The 19,310-nt window shown below is 39.2% G+C and carries 25 protein-coding genes; 12 read left to right on the forward strand and 13 right to left on the reverse strand.

Going from position 1 to position 19,310, the window contains the following annotated elements; all coding sequences use genetic code 11:
* Positions 1-56: 56 nt before the first annotated feature.
* Positions 57-1,013: a LysR family transcriptional regulator gene (locus I6751_RS08305; RefSeq protein WP_196591028.1), complete on the forward strand. Its 957-nt coding sequence runs from the start codon at positions 57-59 to the stop codon at positions 1,011-1,013.
* Positions 1,014-1,074: 61 nt separating this feature from the next.
* Here the strand turns inward: I6751_RS08305 and ylqF are convergent, their stop codons facing one another.
* The 13 genes from ylqF to I6751_RS08370 form a co-directional block, all read right to left on the reverse strand.
* On the reverse strand, positions 1,075-1,947 hold the full coding sequence (gene ylqF, locus I6751_RS08310; RefSeq protein WP_196591029.1) for a ribosome biogenesis GTPase YlqF: 873 nt from the start codon (positions 1,945-1,947) through the stop codon (positions 1,075-1,077).
* Positions 1,948-2,051: 104 nt separating this feature from the next.
* Entirely contained in the window at positions 2,052-2,576 is a 525-nt protein-coding gene (gene lepB, locus I6751_RS08315; protein ID WP_196591030.1) for a signal peptidase I, read from the reverse strand.
* A gap of 75 nt (positions 2,577-2,651) precedes the next feature.
* Positions 2,652-2,993, reverse strand: a complete 342-nt coding sequence (rplS, locus tag I6751_RS08320; RefSeq protein ID WP_182186471.1) for a 50S ribosomal protein L19 — start codon at positions 2,991-2,993, stop codon at positions 2,652-2,654.
* Between the two features lie 82 nt (positions 2,994-3,075).
* A complete protein-coding gene (gene trmD, locus I6751_RS08325; protein WP_196591031.1) occupies positions 3,076-3,825 on the reverse strand; it encodes a tRNA (guanosine(37)-N1)-methyltransferase TrmD in 750 nt (249 codons plus the stop codon).
* Between the two features lies 1 nt (position 3,826).
* Entirely contained in the window at positions 3,827-4,342 is a 516-nt protein-coding gene (rimM, locus tag I6751_RS08330; protein WP_182186467.1) for a ribosome maturation factor RimM, read from the reverse strand.
* Entirely contained in the window at positions 4,314-4,721 is a 408-nt protein-coding gene (locus I6751_RS08335) for a YlqD family protein (RefSeq protein WP_196591032.1), read from the reverse strand. The genes rimM and I6751_RS08335 overlap by 29 nt, the downstream gene beginning before the upstream one ends.
* Positions 4,722-4,789: 68 nt before the next feature.
* Positions 4,790-5,017 (reverse strand): KH domain-containing protein, encoded by a 228-nt coding sequence (locus I6751_RS08340; protein ID WP_196591033.1) that lies wholly within the window; start codon positions 5,015-5,017, stop codon positions 4,790-4,792.
* Positions 5,018-5,032: 15 nt separating this feature from the next.
* Complete coding sequence (gene rpsP / locus I6751_RS08345; RefSeq protein ID WP_182186462.1) at positions 5,033-5,308, reverse strand: 30S ribosomal protein S16; 276 nt, start codon at positions 5,306-5,308, stop codon at positions 5,033-5,035.
* Between the two features lie 14 nt (positions 5,309-5,322).
* A complete protein-coding gene (gene ffh, locus I6751_RS08350) occupies positions 5,323-6,693 on the reverse strand; it encodes a signal recognition particle protein (protein ID WP_196591034.1) in 1,371 nt (456 codons plus the stop codon).
* A 22-nt stretch (positions 6,694-6,715) separates the two neighbouring features.
* A complete protein-coding gene (gene ylxM / locus I6751_RS08355) occupies positions 6,716-7,057 on the reverse strand; it encodes a YlxM family DNA-binding protein (RefSeq protein WP_196591035.1) in 342 nt (113 codons plus the stop codon).
* Positions 7,058-7,197: 140 nt separating this feature from the next.
* Positions 7,198-7,887 (reverse strand): cytochrome c biogenesis CcdA family protein, encoded by a 690-nt coding sequence (locus tag I6751_RS08360; protein WP_196591036.1) that lies wholly within the window; start codon positions 7,885-7,887, stop codon positions 7,198-7,200.
* Entirely contained in the window at positions 7,887-8,417 is a 531-nt protein-coding gene (locus I6751_RS08365) for a TlpA family protein disulfide reductase (RefSeq protein WP_196591037.1), read from the reverse strand. The genes I6751_RS08360 and I6751_RS08365 overlap by 1 nt, the downstream gene beginning before the upstream one ends.
* 1 nt (position 8,418) lies before the next feature.
* Complete coding sequence (locus I6751_RS08370; protein WP_231037881.1) at positions 8,419-9,006, reverse strand: TetR/AcrR family transcriptional regulator; 588 nt, start codon at positions 9,004-9,006, stop codon at positions 8,419-8,421.
* A gap of 719 nt (positions 9,007-9,725) precedes the next feature.
* Between I6751_RS08370 and I6751_RS08375 the strand changes: the two genes are divergently transcribed.
* The 11 genes from I6751_RS08375 to I6751_RS08425 are packed head-to-tail and all read left to right on the forward strand — an operon-like array spanning position 9,726 to position 19,287.
* Positions 9,726-10,079: an NADH-quinone oxidoreductase subunit A gene (locus tag I6751_RS08375; protein WP_196591038.1), complete on the forward strand. Its 354-nt coding sequence runs from the start codon at positions 9,726-9,728 to the stop codon at positions 10,077-10,079.
* The gene (locus I6751_RS08380) at positions 10,070-10,570 is read left to right on the forward strand and encodes an NADH-quinone oxidoreductase subunit B (RefSeq protein WP_196591039.1); all 501 of its coding nucleotides are present in this window, start codon (positions 10,070-10,072) and stop codon (positions 10,568-10,570) included. Before I6751_RS08375 ends, I6751_RS08380 begins: the two co-directional genes overlap by 10 nt.
* On the forward strand, positions 10,567-11,040 hold the full coding sequence (locus I6751_RS08385) for an NADH-quinone oxidoreductase subunit C (protein ID WP_196591040.1): 474 nt from the start codon (positions 10,567-10,569) through the stop codon (positions 11,038-11,040). Before I6751_RS08380 ends, I6751_RS08385 begins: the two co-directional genes overlap by 4 nt.
* A complete protein-coding gene (locus tag I6751_RS08390) occupies positions 11,033-12,130 on the forward strand; it encodes an NADH-quinone oxidoreductase subunit D (protein ID WP_196591041.1) in 1,098 nt (365 codons plus the stop codon). The genes I6751_RS08385 and I6751_RS08390 overlap by 8 nt, the downstream gene beginning before the upstream one ends.
* Positions 12,131-12,149: 19 nt before the next feature.
* The gene (gene nuoH, locus I6751_RS08395) at positions 12,150-13,187 is read left to right on the forward strand and encodes an NADH-quinone oxidoreductase subunit NuoH (protein WP_414153173.1); all 1,038 of its coding nucleotides are present in this window, start codon (positions 12,150-12,152) and stop codon (positions 13,185-13,187) included.
* Positions 13,188-13,197: 10 nt separating this feature from the next.
* Positions 13,198-13,602, forward strand: a complete 405-nt coding sequence (locus tag I6751_RS08400) for a NuoI/complex I 23 kDa subunit family protein (RefSeq protein ID WP_196591042.1) — start codon at positions 13,198-13,200, stop codon at positions 13,600-13,602.
* The gene (locus I6751_RS08405; RefSeq protein ID WP_182186443.1) at positions 13,595-14,104 is read left to right on the forward strand and encodes an NADH-quinone oxidoreductase subunit J family protein; all 510 of its coding nucleotides are present in this window, start codon (positions 13,595-13,597) and stop codon (positions 14,102-14,104) included. Before I6751_RS08400 ends, I6751_RS08405 begins: the two co-directional genes overlap by 8 nt.
* On the forward strand, positions 14,101-14,412 hold the full coding sequence (gene nuoK / locus I6751_RS08410; protein ID WP_182186441.1) for an NADH-quinone oxidoreductase subunit NuoK: 312 nt from the start codon (positions 14,101-14,103) through the stop codon (positions 14,410-14,412). The genes I6751_RS08405 and nuoK overlap by 4 nt, the downstream gene beginning before the upstream one ends.
* Positions 14,413-14,426: 14 nt before the next feature.
* Positions 14,427-16,328 carry an NADH-quinone oxidoreductase subunit L gene (nuoL, locus tag I6751_RS08415; RefSeq protein WP_182186440.1) on the forward strand — a complete coding sequence of 634 codons (1,902 nt, stop codon included), beginning with the start codon at positions 14,427-14,429 and terminating at the stop codon, positions 16,326-16,328.
* 2 nt (positions 16,329-16,330) lie between these two features.
* Positions 16,331-17,869: a complex I subunit 4 family protein gene (locus I6751_RS08420; RefSeq protein ID WP_196591043.1), complete on the forward strand. Its 1,539-nt coding sequence runs from the start codon at positions 16,331-16,333 to the stop codon at positions 17,867-17,869.
* Positions 17,869-19,287: an NADH-quinone oxidoreductase subunit N gene (locus I6751_RS08425; protein ID WP_196591044.1), complete on the forward strand. Its 1,419-nt coding sequence runs from the start codon at positions 17,869-17,871 to the stop codon at positions 19,285-19,287. Before I6751_RS08420 ends, I6751_RS08425 begins: the two co-directional genes overlap by 1 nt.
* The last annotated feature ends 23 nt before the right edge of the window (positions 19,288-19,310 follow it).

Genomic DNA, 19,310 nt, shown 5'->3' on the forward strand with positions numbered 1-19,310 from the left:
CAAATACATATAATTATATAATTTCTATAAAAATAAATTATAACGAGGTGAAAGTCATGCAAAGTATGGAATATGTTTATGCGGTTTATTGTGAAAAAAGTTTTTCAGCAGCAGCCCGTAAGCTTTTTATTTCCCAACCGGCTTTAAGTAGTACTGTAAAAAAAGTAGAAAAAGAATTGGGAATGCCGCTGTTTGATCGCTCTGCCTTCCCCATTCAATTGACCACAGCTGGCAAGGCCTATATTAAGGCGGCCAAACAAATTTTGACCATACAAAAGAATTTTAAAAGTTATGTGGGAGATTTGGCAAATTTACAAAGTGGTAATCTATCATTAGGTGGAACAAATTTTTTTGCATCATGTATGTTGCCATTTATGATAAAGGCTTTTAGTAAAAACTGTCCAAAGATTCAATTGCGTATCACTGAATCAGATTCAGCTGACCTTTATGCAAGACTGCTGACTGATGAAATAGACTTGATAGTTGACAGTGGTTTATATAATATAAATTTTTATGAGAGTATATCACTTATGGAAGATCATATTTTATTGGCCGTGCCAAGTAATAATATACAGAATAAAAGTCATAGTGCCGCCCAATTGACACAAAAGGATATCATAGCGGGGACAGTTAATAATGAAAATATTCCCGCTGTGGCATTGGCCGATTTCGCCGAGGAGGAGTTTTTATTGTTGGGACGTGGCAACGATATGTATCGACGTTCACTGGAATTATGCCGCAATAGTGGATTTTCCCCTAAGGTTAGGCTTTATTTAAATCAGCTCATGACGGCTTATCATATGGCAAGGCAGGGATTGGGCATAACTTTTCTTACTGATTCATTGGTGCGAAAATCGATGCTTAGTGATGCGTTAGTATATTATAAAATAAAAGATCCTGCCGCTGTGCGAAAAATATTTATAGCATATAGGAAAAATGCCTATCAGACATCCGCAATGCGGGAGTTTATCCGTCTCAGCCGTAATCTTTATAGTAAATCGCCTGTTAAGTAAAAACACCCCTGTGTTATCAAGGGTGAGATTGGGCTGGAAATTATTTAGTTGTAGATGGTAATCAGGCTTGTGGTGATTCCAAGGAAATTTTCCCTAACCGGCCGCTGCGAAAATCTGTAAAGACAGCTGTAATAGTTTTTTCTTCATCAATGGCACCACCCTTTATCAAATAACCCCGTTTTTTCCCAATCAGTGACAATAAATCTTCGTTTGCAGTGGGGATTTCGGTAAGTTTAAAACGATTCTGCAGCGCATGTGGATAATGCTCTTTGAGAAAATCCAAAAGGGATAATACAACATTGTTTTTGTCGTATACATCATCATTTATCGCTCCGGTAAAAGCAAGATTGAGTCCTACTGAAGGATCATCAAATTTGGGCCACAAAAGACCTGGCATGTCAAGTAAGTCGATGTTTTTGCCTATTCGTATCCATTGTTTGGCACGAGTGACACCAGGGCGATTTTCGGTTTTAGCGGCAATTGTACCGGCCAGACGATTAATAAGGGATGATTTACCGACATTAGGTATGCCAACAATCATGGCACGGGCACTGCGTGCTTTAGCACCTTGGGCAGAAAAACGAGAGGTTTGTTTTTCTGTCAGCCGGGCAATTGTCTGGGTAAGTTCTTTAATATTTTTCCCTTTTACAGAGTCTATGGACAAAGCTGACTTACCCATGCGCTTGTAAAATTTTATCCATTCACGGGTAATGCCGCTGTCAGCTAAATCAGCTTTGTTTAAGACAATTATATGTGGTTTATTACCTATCAATCCCATAATTATAGGATTAGAGCTGGATAGGGGAATGCGGGCATCGAGAAGTTCAACTATTATATCGACTACTTTTAGATTTTCTTCGATCAGACGGCGGGCTTTGGCCATATGGCCGGGAAACCACTGAACTGTAGTAAGAGGTCTTTTTTGTTCATCCATTTTAGTCACCTTTTTTATTTATTGAAAAAACGTCGGTGTTTTTACCGACGTTTGATTTCTATTCATCAGAATTATTAAAACGATGAGACTATATTGCAGTAAATTCACGGTAAGGTATGTAAATTACTTAAAGGCCAAAAAACCAGCACGGCCTTACCTTTTATCAAATCAAACGGAACGAAGCCAACATCGGGGAAACGACTGTCTTCAGAATTATTGCGATTATCTCCCATCACGAATATATGTCCGTCTGGTATGGTGGTGAGTGGATAATCACCTCTAGTCTGGCTTAAGATGAAAGGTTCATTTTGCAGTTGATTATTTACAAAAACATGACCATCTTTGATTTCGATGGTATCACCAGGAATAGCGATGACTCTTTTAATGAAGTCACGGCTGGGATCGCGGGGATATTGGAATACCAATATTTCTCCTTTTTTCGGAGTACGAAAATGATAGATGAATTTATTTACTACTAAACGTTCATGGCTGAGTAGGGTTGGCTGCATAGATGGGCCGTCGACCAGATAAAGTTCAACTATAAAGTGACGTATAAATAAAGCAAGTACTATTGCAATGACAATTGATATAATCCAATCTTTAAGTTCGGCACCCAACGATTTATTCATATTCAGCCTCCAAAGGTAAATTTTAGTTAAAAATAAAGAGGACTGCCTCAAGCCGCAGTCCCCAATAATGAATTATCAGCGTCTTTCTTTGATACGAGCGGCCTTACCTGTCAAATTACGTAAGTAGTAAAGTTTTGCCCTGCGTACAACGCCTCTGCGTACGACATCAATTTTTTCCAAGCGTGGTGAATGGACAAGAAATGTACGTTCAACACCGATACCATAAGAAATACGTCTTACAGTGAACATTTCACGTACGCCGCTGCCTTGGCGGGCAATGACAACTCCCTCAAACATTTGGATACGTTCGTGAGTTCCTTCAACTACTTTTACATGGACACGCACGGTGTCACCTGACTGGAATTGAGGAATATCTTTCCTCAACTGTTCCTGCTCTAAAACCTGGATGATATTCATTGTGTTTCCTCCTTAATATCAATCGTTCATGGTATACTTCCACCAGAGGACCGATTGCAATACTTTTTTATTCTAGCATAGTTTAATTTTTGGTGCAATCATTTTTTAGTTTTTTAACAGCGTTAATTTCTTCCGGTGATAAATTAATTTTATCTAACAAGTCGGGACGTTTAAGACGGGTTTTTTCTAAGGCCTTGATTCGGCGCCATTCATCAATTTTTCGATGATTCCCTGATAGCAAGACATCAGGTACAGTCATGTTTTTATAATAGCGTGGTTTGGTATACTGCGGATATTCCAATAAGCCGTTATAAAAAGAATCAGTTAAAGCTGATTCTTTTGATCCTAAAACATCAGGCAGCATGCGGCATACGGCGTCCACTATAACCATGCAGGCTAGTTCACCGCCAGTCAAGACATAATCGCCGATAGATATTATGTCCTCAGCCAGATTTTCGGTAATGCGATTATCAAAACCTTCGTAATGACCACAGATGAATATTAAAGAATCATAGGTAGACAAATTTTTAGCTGTTTGTTGCGAAAATGCTTTTCCCTCGGGTGACAGCAAAATAACACGAGTATTTTTATTAGTTGGAAGTGTATTTTTTACAGATGCCACGGCACGAAAAAACGGCTCCGGTTTTAAGACCATTCCGGCACCGCCGCCAAAGGGAACATCATCTACCTGATGGTGGCGGTCATAAGTAAAATCGCGGGGATTGGTAAAATCAATATTAATTATATGTTTGTCCATCGCCCGTTTTATTATACTGTGACCGAAAGGACTGTTGAACATTTCGGGAAATAAAGAGATTATATTTATATCCATATTAATTTTCAGTTGGCATGATAATATCCATGCGTTTATTATTTATATCAATATTGGTAACAACTTTTTTTAAAGCAGGTATAAGTAATTGACCTGTTGTTTTTTCAATGACATAAACATCATTACTGCCGGTTTTCAGAATGTCAGTGATTACTCCAAGAAAAACACCATTTTCATCAAATACATCCAATCCGATTATGTCGAAGAAATAATACTCACCTTCGGCTAATGGAGCGGCATCAGATTTGGCAATCTTGAGAAATTTACCGGTTAGAACGGCAGCTTTTTCCCTGCTGTCAAAACCATTTATCTGCATGATAATAAAATCATTACTGGGATGGGCAGCTGCAATAGTAATAACAGTACCATCTATATAGGCTTTATGCAAATTATTGAATCTGTCAGGAAAATCAGTAAGTGGATAGACGCGTACGTCACCTTTTATGCCATGCGGTTTACCAATCCGGCCAATTGTCAGGAATTCCTGGTTAGTCGCGCATTTCAATGATTTTTCCATCTTCGACTAAAAGCTCCGTATTCATTATTCCCGGCATGGTATCACCAATTTTTACTTCAACCAGACGCTGTAAAGTTCCTTGTACTACTTCAGCCCCAACTTCTAATCCTTCGGTATCGGTTATTTGATTTTTGATATTTTCCCGATAGGATAAACGTTTTTGTTTTTCTTCTTCCATACGCTGTAGCAGCATGGAAACGCGCTGTACATCACCGGTACTTTGTTCAGCTAAGACTTTTTTCATATCTTTTTCGATATGTGATACTTCGGCATTGATTTTTTCAATTTGCCGGTTGAGATTATGCAGCATGTCGGTTTTGAATTTTTCCGTTACTTTTGCTTTGACGGTTATCGGGCATTGCAAAGTTATTGTTTCCATAATTATTTGGCCTCCTCAATGTTATACGACAACAGCGGCAAGGATGCAAAGTCCGTTGCCGCTGTGTATCAAATAATATCAACTATGACTTTTTTATATTTACGAGCTGCCGCGGCTTTAACGACAGTGCGTAATGCTTTAGCAATACGACCCTGCTTACCGATAACTTTTCCCATGTCATCATCGGCAACGGAAAGTTCATAGACGAGTGTTTCACCATCGTTTTTTTCGTTCACGATTACCATGGCGGGATTGTCTACCAAAGATTTTGCTATAAGCTCAATAAGCTGTTTCATATCATAGCCTCTTTCTTAATTCTTCGCTTTTTTTGCTGCGGCGAATTTAGCCATTGTACCTTGCTTGGATAATAATGATTTTACTGTATCAGTAGGCTGTGCACCTTTAGTCATCCAATCGATGACTTTTTCTTCATCTATATTTACGATAGCCGGGTTTTTGGTTGCATCATAATTGCCTATGATTTCAATAAAACGACCATCACGGGGAGCACGTGCATCTGCTACAACGATACGATAGAATGGGCTTTTCTTTGCCCCCATACGGTTAAGACGGATTTTTACTGCCATTTGATTTCACCTCCTTAAAATGGGAATTTCATGTTACCTAATCCCTTTGGAATTCCTTTCAACCCTTTTTTGCCTTTTAAATTAGTCATTTTTTTCATCATTTTTTTCATTTCGGTAAATTGTTTTAACAATTTATTGACGTCCTGCACATGTGTGCCGCTGCCAGCAGCAATACGTTTACGCCGGCTGCCGTTTATTATTGCAGGATTATTTCTTTCGGCAAAAGTCATTGAACGGATAATAGCCTCAATGTGGGCTAATTCCTTGTTGTTTTTTAAATCCATATCGACATTGCCAAGCTTTTTTTTCAATCCGCCCATGCCGGGCAGCATGCCAATAATTTTATCGAGTGAGCCAAGTTTTTTTATCTGCTGCATCTGGTTTAAAAAATCATCAAGCGTGAACTGATTCTTCCGGAGTGCTTTTTCCATTTTTTTGGCTTCACCGGCATCGAATGTTTCCTGGGCCTTTTCGATGAGTGATAACACATCACCCATATCAAGAATACGGGAAGCCATGCGATCCGGGTAAAATGGTTCCAAAGCTTCAATCTTTTCACTGGTACCAACAAACTTTATAGGACAACCGGTCACGGCTTTTACAGATAAAGCAGCTCCGCCACGGGCGTCGCCATCCATTTTTGTTAATATAACACCATCCAGACCAAGATCAGCATTAAAGCTTTCCGCCACATTAACAGCATCCTGACCAGTCATGGCATCTACAACGAGCAATATTTCATGGGGATGAACAGAAGACTTTATAGTCACTAGTTCCTGCATGAGAGCCTCATCAATATGAAGTCGCCCAGCAGTGTCTATGATGACAATGTCGTTAGTATGGCTGACAGCCTGTTGTATGGCTTGTCGGGCAATATCAACCGGATTACTGCCCTCAGGCAGTGAAAAAACCGGAATGGCAAGTTGATCACCAAGCACCTGTAACTGTTTTACGGCAGCCGGACGGTATACATCGGCCGCGACAAATAATGGATGCTTGCCTTGTTTCTTGAACATGACGCCAAGTTTACCCACAGAAGTGGTTTTACCGGCACCCTGCAGTCCTACCATCATTATTATTGTGGGAGGATTAGGTGCAATATTTATTCGACTTACCGAGCCGCCCATCAGATCAGTAAGTTCCTCATTTACTATTTTTATGACAGCCTGTGCTGGGGTAAGGCTGTCTAATATGTTTGAACCGATGGCTCGTTCCCGGATTTTAGCTACAAAATTTTTAACTACCTTAAAATTTACATCGGCTTCAAGAAGTGCCATTCGGATATCGCGCATTGCTGCATCAACGTCGGATTCTGATAATCGTCCATGACCGCGCAGTTTTTTGAAAGTATTTTGTAATTTTTCACTCAAAGATTCAAAAATCAATAATATTCCCCCTTTTATACAATTATGTATTCAATAAGGCTTTTATTTTATTTTCGATAGAATTAAGACGGTTTACCTGAAACCCATTTCGGAGCGAATTGACATCGGCAGCGATATCAAGTAAAGCCTTCTGGCGGTTTTTATCTTTTTGAAGAAGATCAAGATTGGCATCGTATTTTTCTAAAGTAATCTCGCAGCGATGCAGCATATCATAGGTCGCCTGACGTGAAATATGCAGACATGCGGCTATCTCAGACAGTGACCAATCCTGATACAGATGCATTTTTAAACATTTTTGCTGTTTGCCCGTCAACAACGAGCCATAACAATCAAATAAAGCGCTAAGCCTTAAAAAGTTGTCCAACACGTTATTCACCTCGGCAGCTAAATTAATTATAAATCATATTATATCCGATGACAGAAGCTGTGTCAAGGTGTTTTACTTGTCAAGACGGTACATTTAAATTAAATTAAGCTGGGAAATATAAAAGGCTGTCACGCAGATTATAAAGCTAATAACAAGCCTAGACCTTTTTCCAGCCAGTCCATCCAGATGAAAATACTTAGAATGATGAGTAGATAGCCTACAACCTTTTGGATTAATGGCAGCCATTCATAGAGCCAATGCATGCGAGGCAGATATTTTCTAAAAATAATGCCGATTACAAAAAATGGGATGGAAAATCCAAGTGAATAAACTAATAAAAATAGTATACCCATTCCAACTGTTGAGGTTGCTCCGGCATAAATGAGAATTGTGGCAAGAATAGGACCGGTGCATGGTGTCCATCCGGTAGTGAAAGCTAATCCAAGTAAAAAAGAACCCAGTGGGCCGCGAAATTTATGACGAAGAAACGGACGGAAATCTCGTCCCAATATGGAAGTATTGAAAACTCCGGCTAAAAGCAGACCCATGATAAAAATGATGACAGCCCCAATTTTGCGGACTGTATCCTGATAATTTAAAAACCACTGCCCAACCAATGAAGCTGTAGCTCCCATCAGCAAAAATATAAAAGTAAAACCGCACAAAAAGCAGATGCTGTTGATGTAGATATTCCAAGGATTTTTTTTCTGTCCATCAACAGAATCGGCCAGAATTAACGAAAATGTCGGCAGCATAGGCAGTACGCAAGGAGAAAAAAATGACAACATTCCTGCCGCGAAAATACTGACTAAAGTTATATTGTCCATTAATGAACCCCCACTTTAGTAAGAGCATTTTTAAGTTCATCAGCTGTTACACCGCCGCTCTTTCGGTAAACGATGGTACCGTTTTTGTCAATTATAACAGTGGTTGGAATAGCCCGTACTTTGAATAGCTGTCCAATTTCTCCGCTTGTATCTGATAGAATTGGATAGGTATAGGCGTTATCATGTATAAAAGTATTCACTTTATCCGTCGGTTCCTGTTCGTCGATACCGAAGAATTCGACTTTATCGCCGTAGGTTTTATAAAATTTTTCCAATTCAGGCATCTCTTCACGGCAGGGTGGGCACCAGGTAGCCCAGAAGTTAATGACAAATACTTGTTTCGTCTTAGCTGCATTAATTTGGACCGTGTTGCCGTCGGTATCTTTTAAACTGAACTGTGGAGCTGTCTTTCCAACGGTAATACCAGTTTGACTGCTGACTTGCGTGGCAGGTTCGGCTGCTGTGTAAAAGTAGATACTCAAACACACGGCAATAATTATTAACACCGTAAAAAAAATATATCGTTTCATACTATGCAGTCCTTTCTTTAATACCCAGCATTTTTCGCACCATATTGGCAGCATTGATCAAGGGAGTAATATCCTGTTTGTTTTTCATTAGCATGATACCACCTTCGAGCATAGCTACAATGGATTGAGCCAGAATATCACTTTGTATCGGGATCGGTAAAGCTGTGTTTTGTCGCAATTCATCAATTACAATGGTAAGGTATTTAGTCCATTCGGCAAACATTTGGTAAATTTTCTCACGAAAAAGCTCATTGTGTCCGCTTAATTCTATTGCCAGATTACCAAAAAAACAACCGCATTTACCGGCGTTTTTTTGGTGGATATCGATGGTGCAAAGCAGCATTTTATCAATCTTTTCTTCCGGCGGTGCAGCTGTGGCCAAATTTTCCTTGATGACACGGTTTTGCCATTTTTTAAAACAGTAATCAATGACAGTAAGACCAAGTTCTTGTTTGGATTCGAAATAATAATAAAACTGGCCTTTACCGATCTGTGCCGCTTGCATAATGTCACTTACTGAAGTCATATTGTAGCCGTTTGTATGTATTAGTTCGGCTGCCGTTTTTATAATGAAAATCTTTTTATTCAAAATATTTGCCTCCTGTAAACCTACCGGTTGGTACAAAATATTCTAGCATAATTAATTATTGAATGCAATATGAAACAGATGTATCAACATTGTTATACCATACATATGCCGCGATGGTTAAAATCAGGCAAAAGGAACGTAAATAACATATGTTCTCAGATGGGAAGCGGTGGTTGTATAAGGCACTGAAGTGTATTTATATATTTTTGCTGCGTTACCTGGAGATTTATAAATCAGAAAAACCAAAATAAGTTTCGTTGCCATTTAGCTGGAATAACATGGAATATAGTGTTAACTATTAATGGTATTTATGATTGGTAATAATAGAAACTGATAAAAATAATTGCACAATAAAATTTTTTTCAAAATATGTTTGTGTGGAAAGTCTTACATATCAAGAATATATTACAGGGATAGCAAGAAAAATATTGTGTCGGTAATTTGTCCGAAAATGCCAGATAATCTTAGCTACAGTACGCTAAAATACTATTTATCTGCCATATTCATGCTATTGATTATTGGAAAAAAAATACAGTTTTGTTACAATATCATAAATAGGATAAATGAAAATGTGAGCGAAATATAATTCCAATATATTTGACAATAGACAATATTTATATTATAAAGGAAATACTTTCAAAAAATATCAGGAATGTTTTCTTTTAAAATCAATTCCTGTTTATATAATTAATCGTAAAATTTCGAATGGAGGAAATATTATGTCGGGATTTATGAAAATGTTTGTTTTATTGCTTATTGCGGGTATTTTTCCGGTGCTAGCCATGATTGTTCCATTACTGATTGAACCACGTCGTCCTAATAGAGAAAAAAATTCTCAATATGAATGTGGCGTTGATACTGTGGGCCGTAATGTACCGCGTTACCGAATAAGTTATTTTTTGTATGCAATTATTTTTGTTGTATTTGATGTAGAGACAGTTTTTTTATTTCCTTGGGCTGTGAAATTTAATGATATAGGTTTATTTGCTCTCGCTGAAATGTTTATTTTTGCCGGTATATTGATCGTTGGTTTGGCATATGCATGGAAGAAGGGGGCTTTAACATGGAAATAGCAGATAGAGTTCCTCAGGTTTTGCGGGATAATGTGCTTATTACAAGTATCGATGGATTATTTAAATGGGCACGCAGCAATTCACTGTGGCCGCTTACGTCAGGATTGTCCTGCTGTGCCATCGAAATGATGTGCACTGCGGCGGCTCGGTTTGATTTAGCCAGATTCGGCTATGAAGTATTTAGAAATTCACCGCGTCAGGCTGATTTGTTTTTAGTGGCAGGTACATTAACATGGAAAATGGCACCACCATTGAAAAGACTGTATGAGCAGATGCCTGAACCCAAATATGTTATTGCCATGGGAAGCTGCGCTAACGCAGGAGGTCCCTTTGCCGACGCGTATTCAGTCGTTCCTGGTATCGATAAAATAATACCGGTTGATGTTTATATCCCAGGATGCCCGCCCCGCCCGGAAGCATTGATTGACGGGATGCTTAAATTGAAAGAAAAAATACGTCATCCGGAGAACGTACAGAAGGTGCAAAAATGAAAAGGAGCTATTTAAGCAAGGATAAATTGGCGGAAATAAAAAATAATCCGTTATATGATATAGATTTTGATGAACAATTATCGAAACCGCCAGTAACTTTAAAAAAAGGTGGCTTCTTATCCTTTATGAAATTACTGAAAAACGAATATGGTTTCGATATGCTTTCAAATGTAACGTCTGTCGATTATGTTGATCATTTTGAAGTCGTTTATGATTTAGTTAACCGCAGTGAATATGAAGAATTGATGATAAAAGTATTCTTGAAGCGGGAAACTCCTGAAATACCGTCATTGATGCCGCTGTGGCCGGAAGTTGATTTTCAGGAACGAGAACAATATGACTTGATGGGGATAAAATTTATCGGCCACCCTGATTTAAGGAGAATTCTTATGCCGGATAATTATGAAGGCCATCCATTACGTAAAGATTTTAAGGCAAATTTTGACGGAAGCGGTGAGCAAAGTGATTAGGACGGAAGAATATCAATTATCAATGGGACCGGTTCATCCCAGTACACACGGTGTCTTGCAGATATTGCTTACTCTTGATGGTGAGAGGGTAGTCAAAGCTGTTCCCTGTATGGGGTATTTGCATCGTGGTATTGAAAAATTAATGGAATCTCGTAATTATTTTCAATGTATGCCATACACTGATAGACTGGATTATGTATCGGCGATGAATAATGATTTTGCCTATTGCCGGGCTGTAGAAAAGCTGGCCCAGCTGGAAGTTCCTGAACGTGCTCAATATATAAGGGTGATTATGGCCGAACTTAACAGAATAGCGAGCCATATGATTTTTATAGGTTCACTGGCTGTTGATGTGGGAGCTACGACCGGTATGATTTATCCATTTCGTGATCGAGAATGTATTTTAGATATTTTTAATGAACTTTGCGGTGCACGTATGACGTATTCTTATATACGCATAGGCGGTGTAAAAAGTGATTTGTCGGTAAAAGTAATTGATATGATAAATGTATTTTTGAAAAATCTGTCAGCTATGATCGACGAATATAATGATTTGCTTACAGGAAACGAAATATTTCAGCACCGTTTGAAAAATACATCAGTAATAACTGCTGAACAGGCGCTGCAGCTGGGGCTGACCGGACCAATGCTGCGTGCCAGCGGAGTAAATTATGATCTGCGCAAGGATAATGCCTACAGTTCTTATGAAGATTTTATTTTTGATGTACCGCTTGGAAATTCCGGAGATAATTGGGATCGATATATCGTCAGAATGAAGGAAATGCGGCAAAGTGCCAAAATAGTAAAGCAAGCACTGGATGGATTACCGGAAGGATCGGTCATGGCTAAAGTTCCTAAGGTGCTCCGGCCGCCTAAGGGTGAAGTTTACGTGACAACTGAGGGACCGCGTGGTGAGGTAGGATATCATATTATCAGCGATGGAACGGTTAAGCCTTATCGTGTGCATATTCGCAGACCTTCACTTATTAATTTGCAGGCCTTGGATTTGATGTGCCGCGGCTATCTTGTGGGTGATGTTGTCGTTGCTATGTCTACAATTGATCCAATTTTGGGTGAAGTGGACTGTTAAGTGAGGAGGCAGGGAAAGAATGCATAGTGGACTATTAGTAATGACAGCGGATATGTTGTCTAATGGAATAGATTCATTGATTGGCAATACTTTGATTACTCAATTTATAATGGTAATACTGGAAATAGTGGCTATATTTGCAGTCATTTCTGTAGCTGTAATTATTCAGGTTTATATGGAACGTCGGGTATGCGGTTTTATTCAGGATCGTTTGGGACCAAACCGGGTCGGCCCATTCGGTATTTTGCAGACAGTGGCAGACATGATAAAGTTAATGTCTAAGGAAGATATAATACCTGCTAAAGCAGAACGAGTTTTATGGGGCATTACACCAATGCTTTTATTTATTCCGGCGGCATTGGTTTATGCTGTGTTTCCTTTTGATGACGGGGCAATTTTTACTGATTTGAATATTGGCATATTTTTTGTTTTAGCGGTTATGTCACAATCAGTGTTGATGTTTTTAATCGGCGGATTTGCTTCAGAAAATAAATATTCATTTATAGGTGGCATGCGTGCTGTGGCGCAAATGCTCAGCAGTGAAATTCCCATGGCTTTTTCGATAATGGCAGTGGTGATGGTGACAGGTTCCTTGAAAATGAGTACTATTGTTGCAGCGCAGTCGGGCACATGGTTCGTTTTTATACAGCCATTGGCGTTTATTATTTTTATAATATCAATGACAATGGAGACGAATCGCACACCATTTGACTTAGTTGAAGGTGAATCAGAAATTATTGCTGGTCCTTTTACTGAATACAGCGGTATGCGGTGGGCTTTGTTTTTCCTGGCTGAATATACGAATCTTTTGACAGCAGCCGTTTTAACGACCACATTGTTTTTAGGTGGCTGGCAGGGACCGGTTCTGCCGGGAATTGTCTGGTTTATTATAAAAGTTTTTCTTATGATTTTTGTATTTATGTGGATAAGATGGACCTTTCCGCGTACCAGGATAGATCAGATGATGGGATTTAGCTGGAAAATTCTTTTACCATTGGCACTTTTCAATATAATTGCAACCGGTATAGGCGTTTATATTTATAATTGGATGTATTGAGGTGATTTTTATGCAGGGGAAAGGATTGCTGACCGGATTATCGGTTACGATCAGGCACTTTTTCGGTAAAAAGGTGACAGTGCAGTATCCGGAAGAAAAACTACCGATGTCGGAAACTTTTCGTGGTGGTAAACTGGTGCTTGATCAAAAGAAATGTATTGGCTGCAGATTGTGTTCGATGGCCTGCCCAAATGAAGCGCTGGATTTAACAGTAGAAACAGATGAAAATAAAAAACGCCACATGAAAAAATATATTCATAAATCAGGTCGTTGTCTGTACTGTGGTTTTTGTGTGGAAGCCTGTCCGACAAAGGCTGTCACATGGGATAAAAATTATGCTATAGCATGTTATACCAGAACAGATCTGACTTATGATGCAGTGAAAAGTGACGGGAGGAATGAGACTCATGAATGATGGAATATTTACAGTCATGTTCTACCTGGCAGCAATAATTGCAGTGACAGCGGCCTGGGGAGTTATTTATTGTAAGAATCTGGTTCATTCGGCATTATTCCTGGCGCTTTGTTTTATTGCGGTTGCGGGACTTTATGCATTACTAAATGCAGATTTCCTTGCGGCTGTACAGATAATGGTTTATGCAGGAACTGTTGTTATTTTAATAGTGCTGGGAATAATGATGACACGGCGTGTTTCCATGGATCGATCGAATGTAATGGAAAAGAGCAGTATTCTGGGGGCAGCAGTGGTATCGTTGTTATTGCTGGTCTGTTTATTGCTGATATTTTTAAATGTTTCATTTGTCGATTCAGCGGTTAATGACATACAAGACACTGTAGGGGCTTTAGCACAATTATTGCTTACACATTATGTATTGGCTTTCGAAATTGCTGCCGTACTGTTGTTATCAGCAATGATTGGAGCTATAGTGCTGGCGAAAGGGGCTGATGAAAAATGACAGTTGGCATGACACATTTTCTTATTTTGAGTGCATTACTCTTTTGTATTGGATTATATGGTCTTTTGGTAAAAAGAAATTTATTTTCGATATTGATGTGCATCGAGTTGATGTTGAACGCCGTAAATATAAATTTTGCTGCTTTTAATTATTTTTTACCGATGCCGGATCTTTCAGGGCAAGTAATGATGATTTTTTCAATTACGGTGGCTGCTGCTGAAGTTGCAGTTGGTCTGGCACTTATTTTTAGGATTTATCATGATTTTGCAACAGTAAATATTGATAAGATAAATAACATGAAGGGCTGAAGGAAGGAAATTTTATGGAACAGTTCGCACTTACACATGCATGGTTGATTCCTCTGGTACCGGCAGCGGCGTTTGCAATAATCGGGTTGTTTTTGCAAAATTTCCACAAACTATCCGCAGCAATCGCAATTTTAGCTATTACATTTGGCTTTGTGATGTCGTTAGGTATAGCCGGGGCTGTATTTAATTTGGGGATAACTGTTGATGCACCGTTTGTTCAGCGCATAGAGTGGATAAAAATTGCCGGATTGCAGTTTGATATGGGAGTAATAATAGATCCACTGTCGGTACTGATGTTGCTGGTAGTTACTTTAGTTTCACTATTGGTGCAGATTTATTCAGTGGGATATATGAAAGGGGATAAGGGGTTTGGCAGATTCTTTTCATATATGTCTTTATTCAGTGCTTCTATGCTGGGGCTCAATATATCGATAAACTTTGTACAGATGTATGTCTTTTGGGAATTGGTCGGGTTGTGTTCATATTTATTAATTGGTTTTTATTATTATCGCATTCCAGCACGAGAAGCTGCAAAAAAAGCTTTTATAACAACGCGTATCGGTGATTTTGGTTTACTGATAGGTATATTGCTTTTGCAGATGCTATTCGGTACAGTTGATTTTATTCAGTTGCGACAAGTTATTCCCGTATACTTGATGGCAAATGGAGCCGGTGTATTGACGATTATCGGCATACTTTTATTTATGGGACCTATCGGTAAATCAGGACAGTTCCCGCTGCATGTATGGTTGCCTGATGCCATGGAAGGACCGGCACCGGTATCGGCATTGATTCATGCGGCAACCATGGTAGTAGCCGGTGTTTATTTAGTGGCAAGAGCGTATTTCCTGTTTGCCTCATTACCCATATTGATGAATATAATTGCATGGATAGGGGCTTTTACGGCATTCTTTGGTGCCAGTATTGCTTTTTCTCAGCATGCAATAAAAAGAATCCTGGCTTATTCGACAATAAGTCAATTGGGTTATATGATGCTGGCATTGGGTGTTGGCTCGTTGACAGCTTCTATGTTTCATTTGATGACACATGCTTTTTTTAAGTCATTGCTATTTCTTTGTGCCGGAGCGGTAATGCATGCTGTCAATGAAGAAGCCGATATCTTTAAAATGGGTGGATTGCGCAGGAAGATGCCGGTAGTATTTGTGACGATGACAATTGGGGTGCTGGCGATATCAGGGTTACCGCCTTTTTCCGGTTTTTTCTCTAAGGATGCTATATTGGCAGCGGCTGCACATGTAAGTATGCCGCTTTATTTGATCGGTATTGTGACAGCGTTTATGACAGCTTTTTATATGGCAAGATTACTTTTCCTGGTATTTTTTGGAGAAAGCAGACAAAAAGAAGTACATAAAGTGTCCCGCTTTATGCAGTTACCATTGATTGTTTTGGCAGCTTTGGCAGTCGTCAGCGGTTTAGGTGGATATGTGTATAATTTTGGAGACTGGGTAAGATTTGGTCCGCCTGTTGTCGAACATATGGACTGGCTGCTGGCGTCGACATCAACGTTATTGTCATTGCTGGCCTTTGTCTTAGCCTGGAATATTTATGGCAGCAAGCGCTGGTCATCCGACATCATTGCCAAGAAACTGGGAATAATTTATACAATTACATTCAATAAATATTATATTGATGAATTTTATGCATTGCTTTGTCGAATTTTTATTGATGGAATCGGCAAAATAATGTATTTTATTGATTTATATATTATTGATGGTACAGTTAATGCTGTATCGGCACTGGTCTTACTGTTTAGTAAACTCTTGTCGAAGTTCCAGACTGGGCAGGTGCAGCGTTATGCGGCTGTATTTGTCTGTGGTGTGGTTATCCTGCTGCTTTGTACGATAATGTACCTTGATAAAGTAAATGGTGTGTTAGCTGCGGGAGGTGCTTTTTGATTATGGATTTTCCATTGTTGACGATAATTCTGGTCATACCGTTGCTGGCAGTCGGACTGTTGATGTTTATACCACCTTCTTCTTTTAAATCTGTAAAGGTAGTTGCAGCAACGGCAATGTGTATCAGTCTTGGACTGACAATATATGCTTATGTGACATATGACAGCTCTATCGGCGGGATGCAGTTTACTCAAAGCATTCCATGGATAAGTGACTTGGGAGTATCTTATTCCGTTGGTGTAGATGGTATATCACTGCCGATGTTGTTTTTGACTAATGTGATCGGTCTGGCGGCGGTGTTTAGTTCATGGAATATAAACGTGCGGCCTAAAGAATTTTTTATTTTGCTGCTGATTCTTATTACCGGGGTAATGGGGACGTTTGTTGCCTGTGATTTATTCATATTTCTGCTTTGCTATGAATTAGTTGTCATTCCCATATATATTATGGTCATAATATGGGGGTCGACTAAGCGTGTGACTAAAGAATATGCCGGAATGAAACTTACTATATATTTGCTGATGGGCTCGGCTTTTATGTTAGTGGGAGTTGTGGCACTGTATCTGCAGGCATTCCCGGCGGAACTGCGGACTTTTGATATAGCGGCTTTGTCTAATGCTCACCTATATGGAACTTTAAGTCAGTCTTTTCAAATTATAGTATTCTTTTTATTGTTATTGGGTTTTGGTACATTACTGTCAATGTTTCCTTTTCACACATGGTCTCCTGATGGATATGCGGGCGCTCCGACTGCCGTATCGATGATTCATGCCGGAGTATTAAAAAAGATAGGCGGTTATGGGCTTATCAGGCTTGGTCTTCTCATATTACCGGCCGGTGCAAAATTTTGGGCACCACTTATCATAATACTGGGATTGGCCAATGTTATTTATGCTGCTTATATAGCAATAGTACAAAAGGATCTAAAGTATGTGGTCGGTTATTCTTCTGTATCGCATATGGGCTACGTATTACTTGGATTTGCTGCTTTAAACACAATAAGCCTGACAGGTGCTGTAGCTAATATGGTGGCTCATGGGATAATGAGCGCATTATTTTTTGCGGTAATAGGTTATGTATATGAAAAGACTCATATGCGCAGTGTTGATCAATTGCGTGGTATCGCTCATCAAATGCCGCGTATTTCTGTTGGATTTATGTTGGCAGGAATGTCATCTGTGGGTCTGCCGGGCCTTATTGGATTTATACCGGAATATACCATTTTTCTTGGTTTGTTCAAAGTATATCCGTTTTTGGCTATGCTCGCTGTGTCAGGCATCGTTTTTACGGCTATTTACATTCTCCGGGTATTGCAAAAAGTATTGTTCGGTCCGCGTGATTATGGTTTGGATAAGTACAAGGATGCTAAGGGAGCGGAATTAGTGCCGTTGTTTTTATTGGGCACGGTATTGGTGTTATTTGGTTTATTCCCACAGCTGTTGATGGGTGTGATAAATAGTGGTGTTGCACCGCTTGGACCATTTTTGCAGGAATTAAATAATGTACCCTCGTTATTAGTCACGTTAGGGGGAATATGGTAATGAATTTTTATGTTATATATCCGGAAATTGCAGTTTTGGTATTAGCTTTGCTGCTCATTTGTGCTGATTTGATCCTGTCAGCCGTTGAAACACGCCGTAGTTTGGGATATGCAGCAATAATGATATTGGGTGGATTGTTTATCAGCTTGTTTTATCAATATCATATTGATGGTTCGGTATATTTTTATGATAATCTGTTTTATTTTGATAACTATGCAATATTTTTCAAGCAATTGTTTTTGGCAGCTGTAGTTATGACGATATTGTTCTCATTGGATTATGCTGAGAAACTTAGATACAGCGGTGAATACTATGCCATGGTATTGTTTGCTTTGATTGGTATGATGGTTCTTGCATCAGCTAATGATTTTTTAACAATGTTTGTCGGCTTGGAACTTATGACAATTAGTTTTTATGCACTTGCCGGTTTTCGTTTGGATGATAAGAAATCTGCTGAATCAGGAATAAAATATCTTATTATTGGATCGGTATCAACAGCAGTTACATTGTACGGAATAAGTCTGCTTTATGGTATGGCACACAGCTTGGATTTTTCAGTTATTGAAAAGACCTTCAATGTTTTTTCACCATTGGGGGTGGCCGGGATGGCAATGATTGTGGCTGGGATGTTCTTTAAAATGTCGGTTATACCATTTCATATGTGGGCACCTGACGTTTATGAAGGAGCACCAACACCGGTTACCGGCCTTTTAGCAATGGGGTCTAAAGCAGCGGCTATCGCAGTTTTTATTCGTATTTTATTTACGGCATTTTTGCATATTACTGATTATTTTATGCCGGTGCTGGCGGTTTTTTCAGCAATATGTATGATCGGCGGTAATATTGCGGCAATAAGACAGAAAAATATCAAACGTATGCTGGCTTATTCATCTATAGCACAGGCTGGTTATATGATAGTTGGTATTTGTGCGGCCACGCCGCAGGGAATTAAGAGTGTTATGTTTTATGCTTTTTTGTATGTACTGGCCAACGTTGGTGCATTTGCGGTTCTATCAGTAGTTGACTGTCAAAATAATGGAACTGAATATAAAAATTTGTCTGGATTGTCGCAAAGTGCTCCTGTACTGGCAATGGTAATGGCAATATCATTGCTGTCAATGGGTGGAATACCACCAACAGCCGGTTTTACCGGTAAACTATACCTGTTTACCGCAGTGGTGGAAAGTGGCTATGTCTGGTTGGCCTTTATTGGATTTATCATGTCGATGATATCGGTATATTATTATTTAAAAGTTGTCCGGGTGATGTATCAGGGCAGTCCTGATAATAGTATTACTGTTTCGGGTTCAATACGTGCAGTGGTTTTGATAAGTGCTGTAGCTACTATTTTATTTGGGATATGGCCGCAGTATCTGTCGATACTGACGGACTTTGCCGCATTTACCTTTTTGCGCTGACAAAAATTCATCGTCATGTGTTT

It is taken from the genome of Pectinatus frisingensis (assembly GCF_015732285.1).
In the GTDB taxonomy this organism is placed as follows: Bacteria; Bacillota; Negativicutes; order Selenomonadales; family Selenomonadaceae; genus Pectinatus; species Pectinatus frisingensis.

What these genes read in the sequence shown, in the direction of transcription:
- I6751_RS08305 (WP_196591028.1), top strand. Translation starts at nt 57, where the DNA reads ATGCAAAGTATGGAATATGTTTATGCGGTTTATTGTGAAAAAAGTTTT.
- ylqF (WP_196591029.1), bottom strand. Translation starts at nt 1,947, where the DNA reads ATGGATGAACAAAAAAGACCTCTTACTACAGTTCAGTGGTTTCCCGGC.
- lepB (WP_196591030.1), bottom strand. Translation starts at nt 2,576, where the DNA reads ATGAATAAATCGTTGGGTGCCGAACTTAAAGATTGGATTATATCAATT.
- rplS (WP_182186471.1), bottom strand. Translation starts at nt 2,993, where the DNA reads ATGAATATCATCCAGGTTTTAGAGCAGGAACAGTTGAGGAAAGATATT.
- trmD (WP_196591031.1), bottom strand. Translation starts at nt 3,825, where the DNA reads ATGGATATAAATATAATCTCTTTATTTCCCGAAATGTTCAACAGTCCT.
- rimM (WP_182186467.1), bottom strand. Translation starts at nt 4,342, where the DNA reads ATGGAAAAATCATTGAAATGCGCGACTAACCAGGAATTCCTGACAATT.
- I6751_RS08335 (WP_196591032.1), bottom strand. Translation starts at nt 4,721, where the DNA reads ATGGAAACAATAACTTTGCAATGCCCGATAACCGTCAAAGCAAAAGTA.
- I6751_RS08340 (WP_196591033.1), bottom strand. Translation starts at nt 5,017, where the DNA reads ATGAAACAGCTTATTGAGCTTATAGCAAAATCTTTGGTAGACAATCCC.
- rpsP (WP_182186462.1), bottom strand. Translation starts at nt 5,308, where the DNA reads ATGGCAGTAAAAATCCGTCTTAACCGTATGGGGGCAAAGAAAAGCCCA.
- I6751_RS08360 (WP_196591036.1), bottom strand. Translation starts at nt 7,887, where the DNA reads ATGGACAATATAACTTTAGTCAGTATTTTCGCGGCAGGAATGTTGTCA.
- I6751_RS08365 (WP_196591037.1), bottom strand. Translation starts at nt 8,417, where the DNA reads ATGAAACGATATATTTTTTTTACGGTGTTAATAATTATTGCCGTGTGT.
- I6751_RS08375 (WP_196591038.1), top strand. Translation starts at nt 9,726, where the DNA reads ATGTCGGGATTTATGAAAATGTTTGTTTTATTGCTTATTGCGGGTATT.
- I6751_RS08380 (WP_196591039.1), top strand. Translation starts at nt 10,070, where the DNA reads ATGGAAATAGCAGATAGAGTTCCTCAGGTTTTGCGGGATAATGTGCTT.
- I6751_RS08385 (WP_196591040.1), top strand. Translation starts at nt 10,567, where the DNA reads ATGAAAAGGAGCTATTTAAGCAAGGATAAATTGGCGGAAATAAAAAAT.
- nuoH (WP_414153173.1), top strand. Translation starts at nt 12,150, where the DNA reads ATGCATAGTGGACTATTAGTAATGACAGCGGATATGTTGTCTAATGGA.
- I6751_RS08400 (WP_196591042.1), top strand. Translation starts at nt 13,198, where the DNA reads ATGCAGGGGAAAGGATTGCTGACCGGATTATCGGTTACGATCAGGCAC.
- I6751_RS08405 (WP_182186443.1), top strand. Translation starts at nt 13,595, where the DNA reads ATGAATGATGGAATATTTACAGTCATGTTCTACCTGGCAGCAATAATT.
- nuoK (WP_182186441.1), top strand. Translation starts at nt 14,101, where the DNA reads ATGACAGTTGGCATGACACATTTTCTTATTTTGAGTGCATTACTCTTT.
- nuoL (WP_182186440.1), top strand. Translation starts at nt 14,427, where the DNA reads ATGGAACAGTTCGCACTTACACATGCATGGTTGATTCCTCTGGTACCG.
- I6751_RS08420 (WP_196591043.1), top strand. Translation starts at nt 16,331, where the DNA reads ATGGATTTTCCATTGTTGACGATAATTCTGGTCATACCGTTGCTGGCA.
- I6751_RS08425 (WP_196591044.1), top strand. Translation starts at nt 17,869, where the DNA reads ATGAATTTTTATGTTATATATCCGGAAATTGCAGTTTTGGTATTAGCT.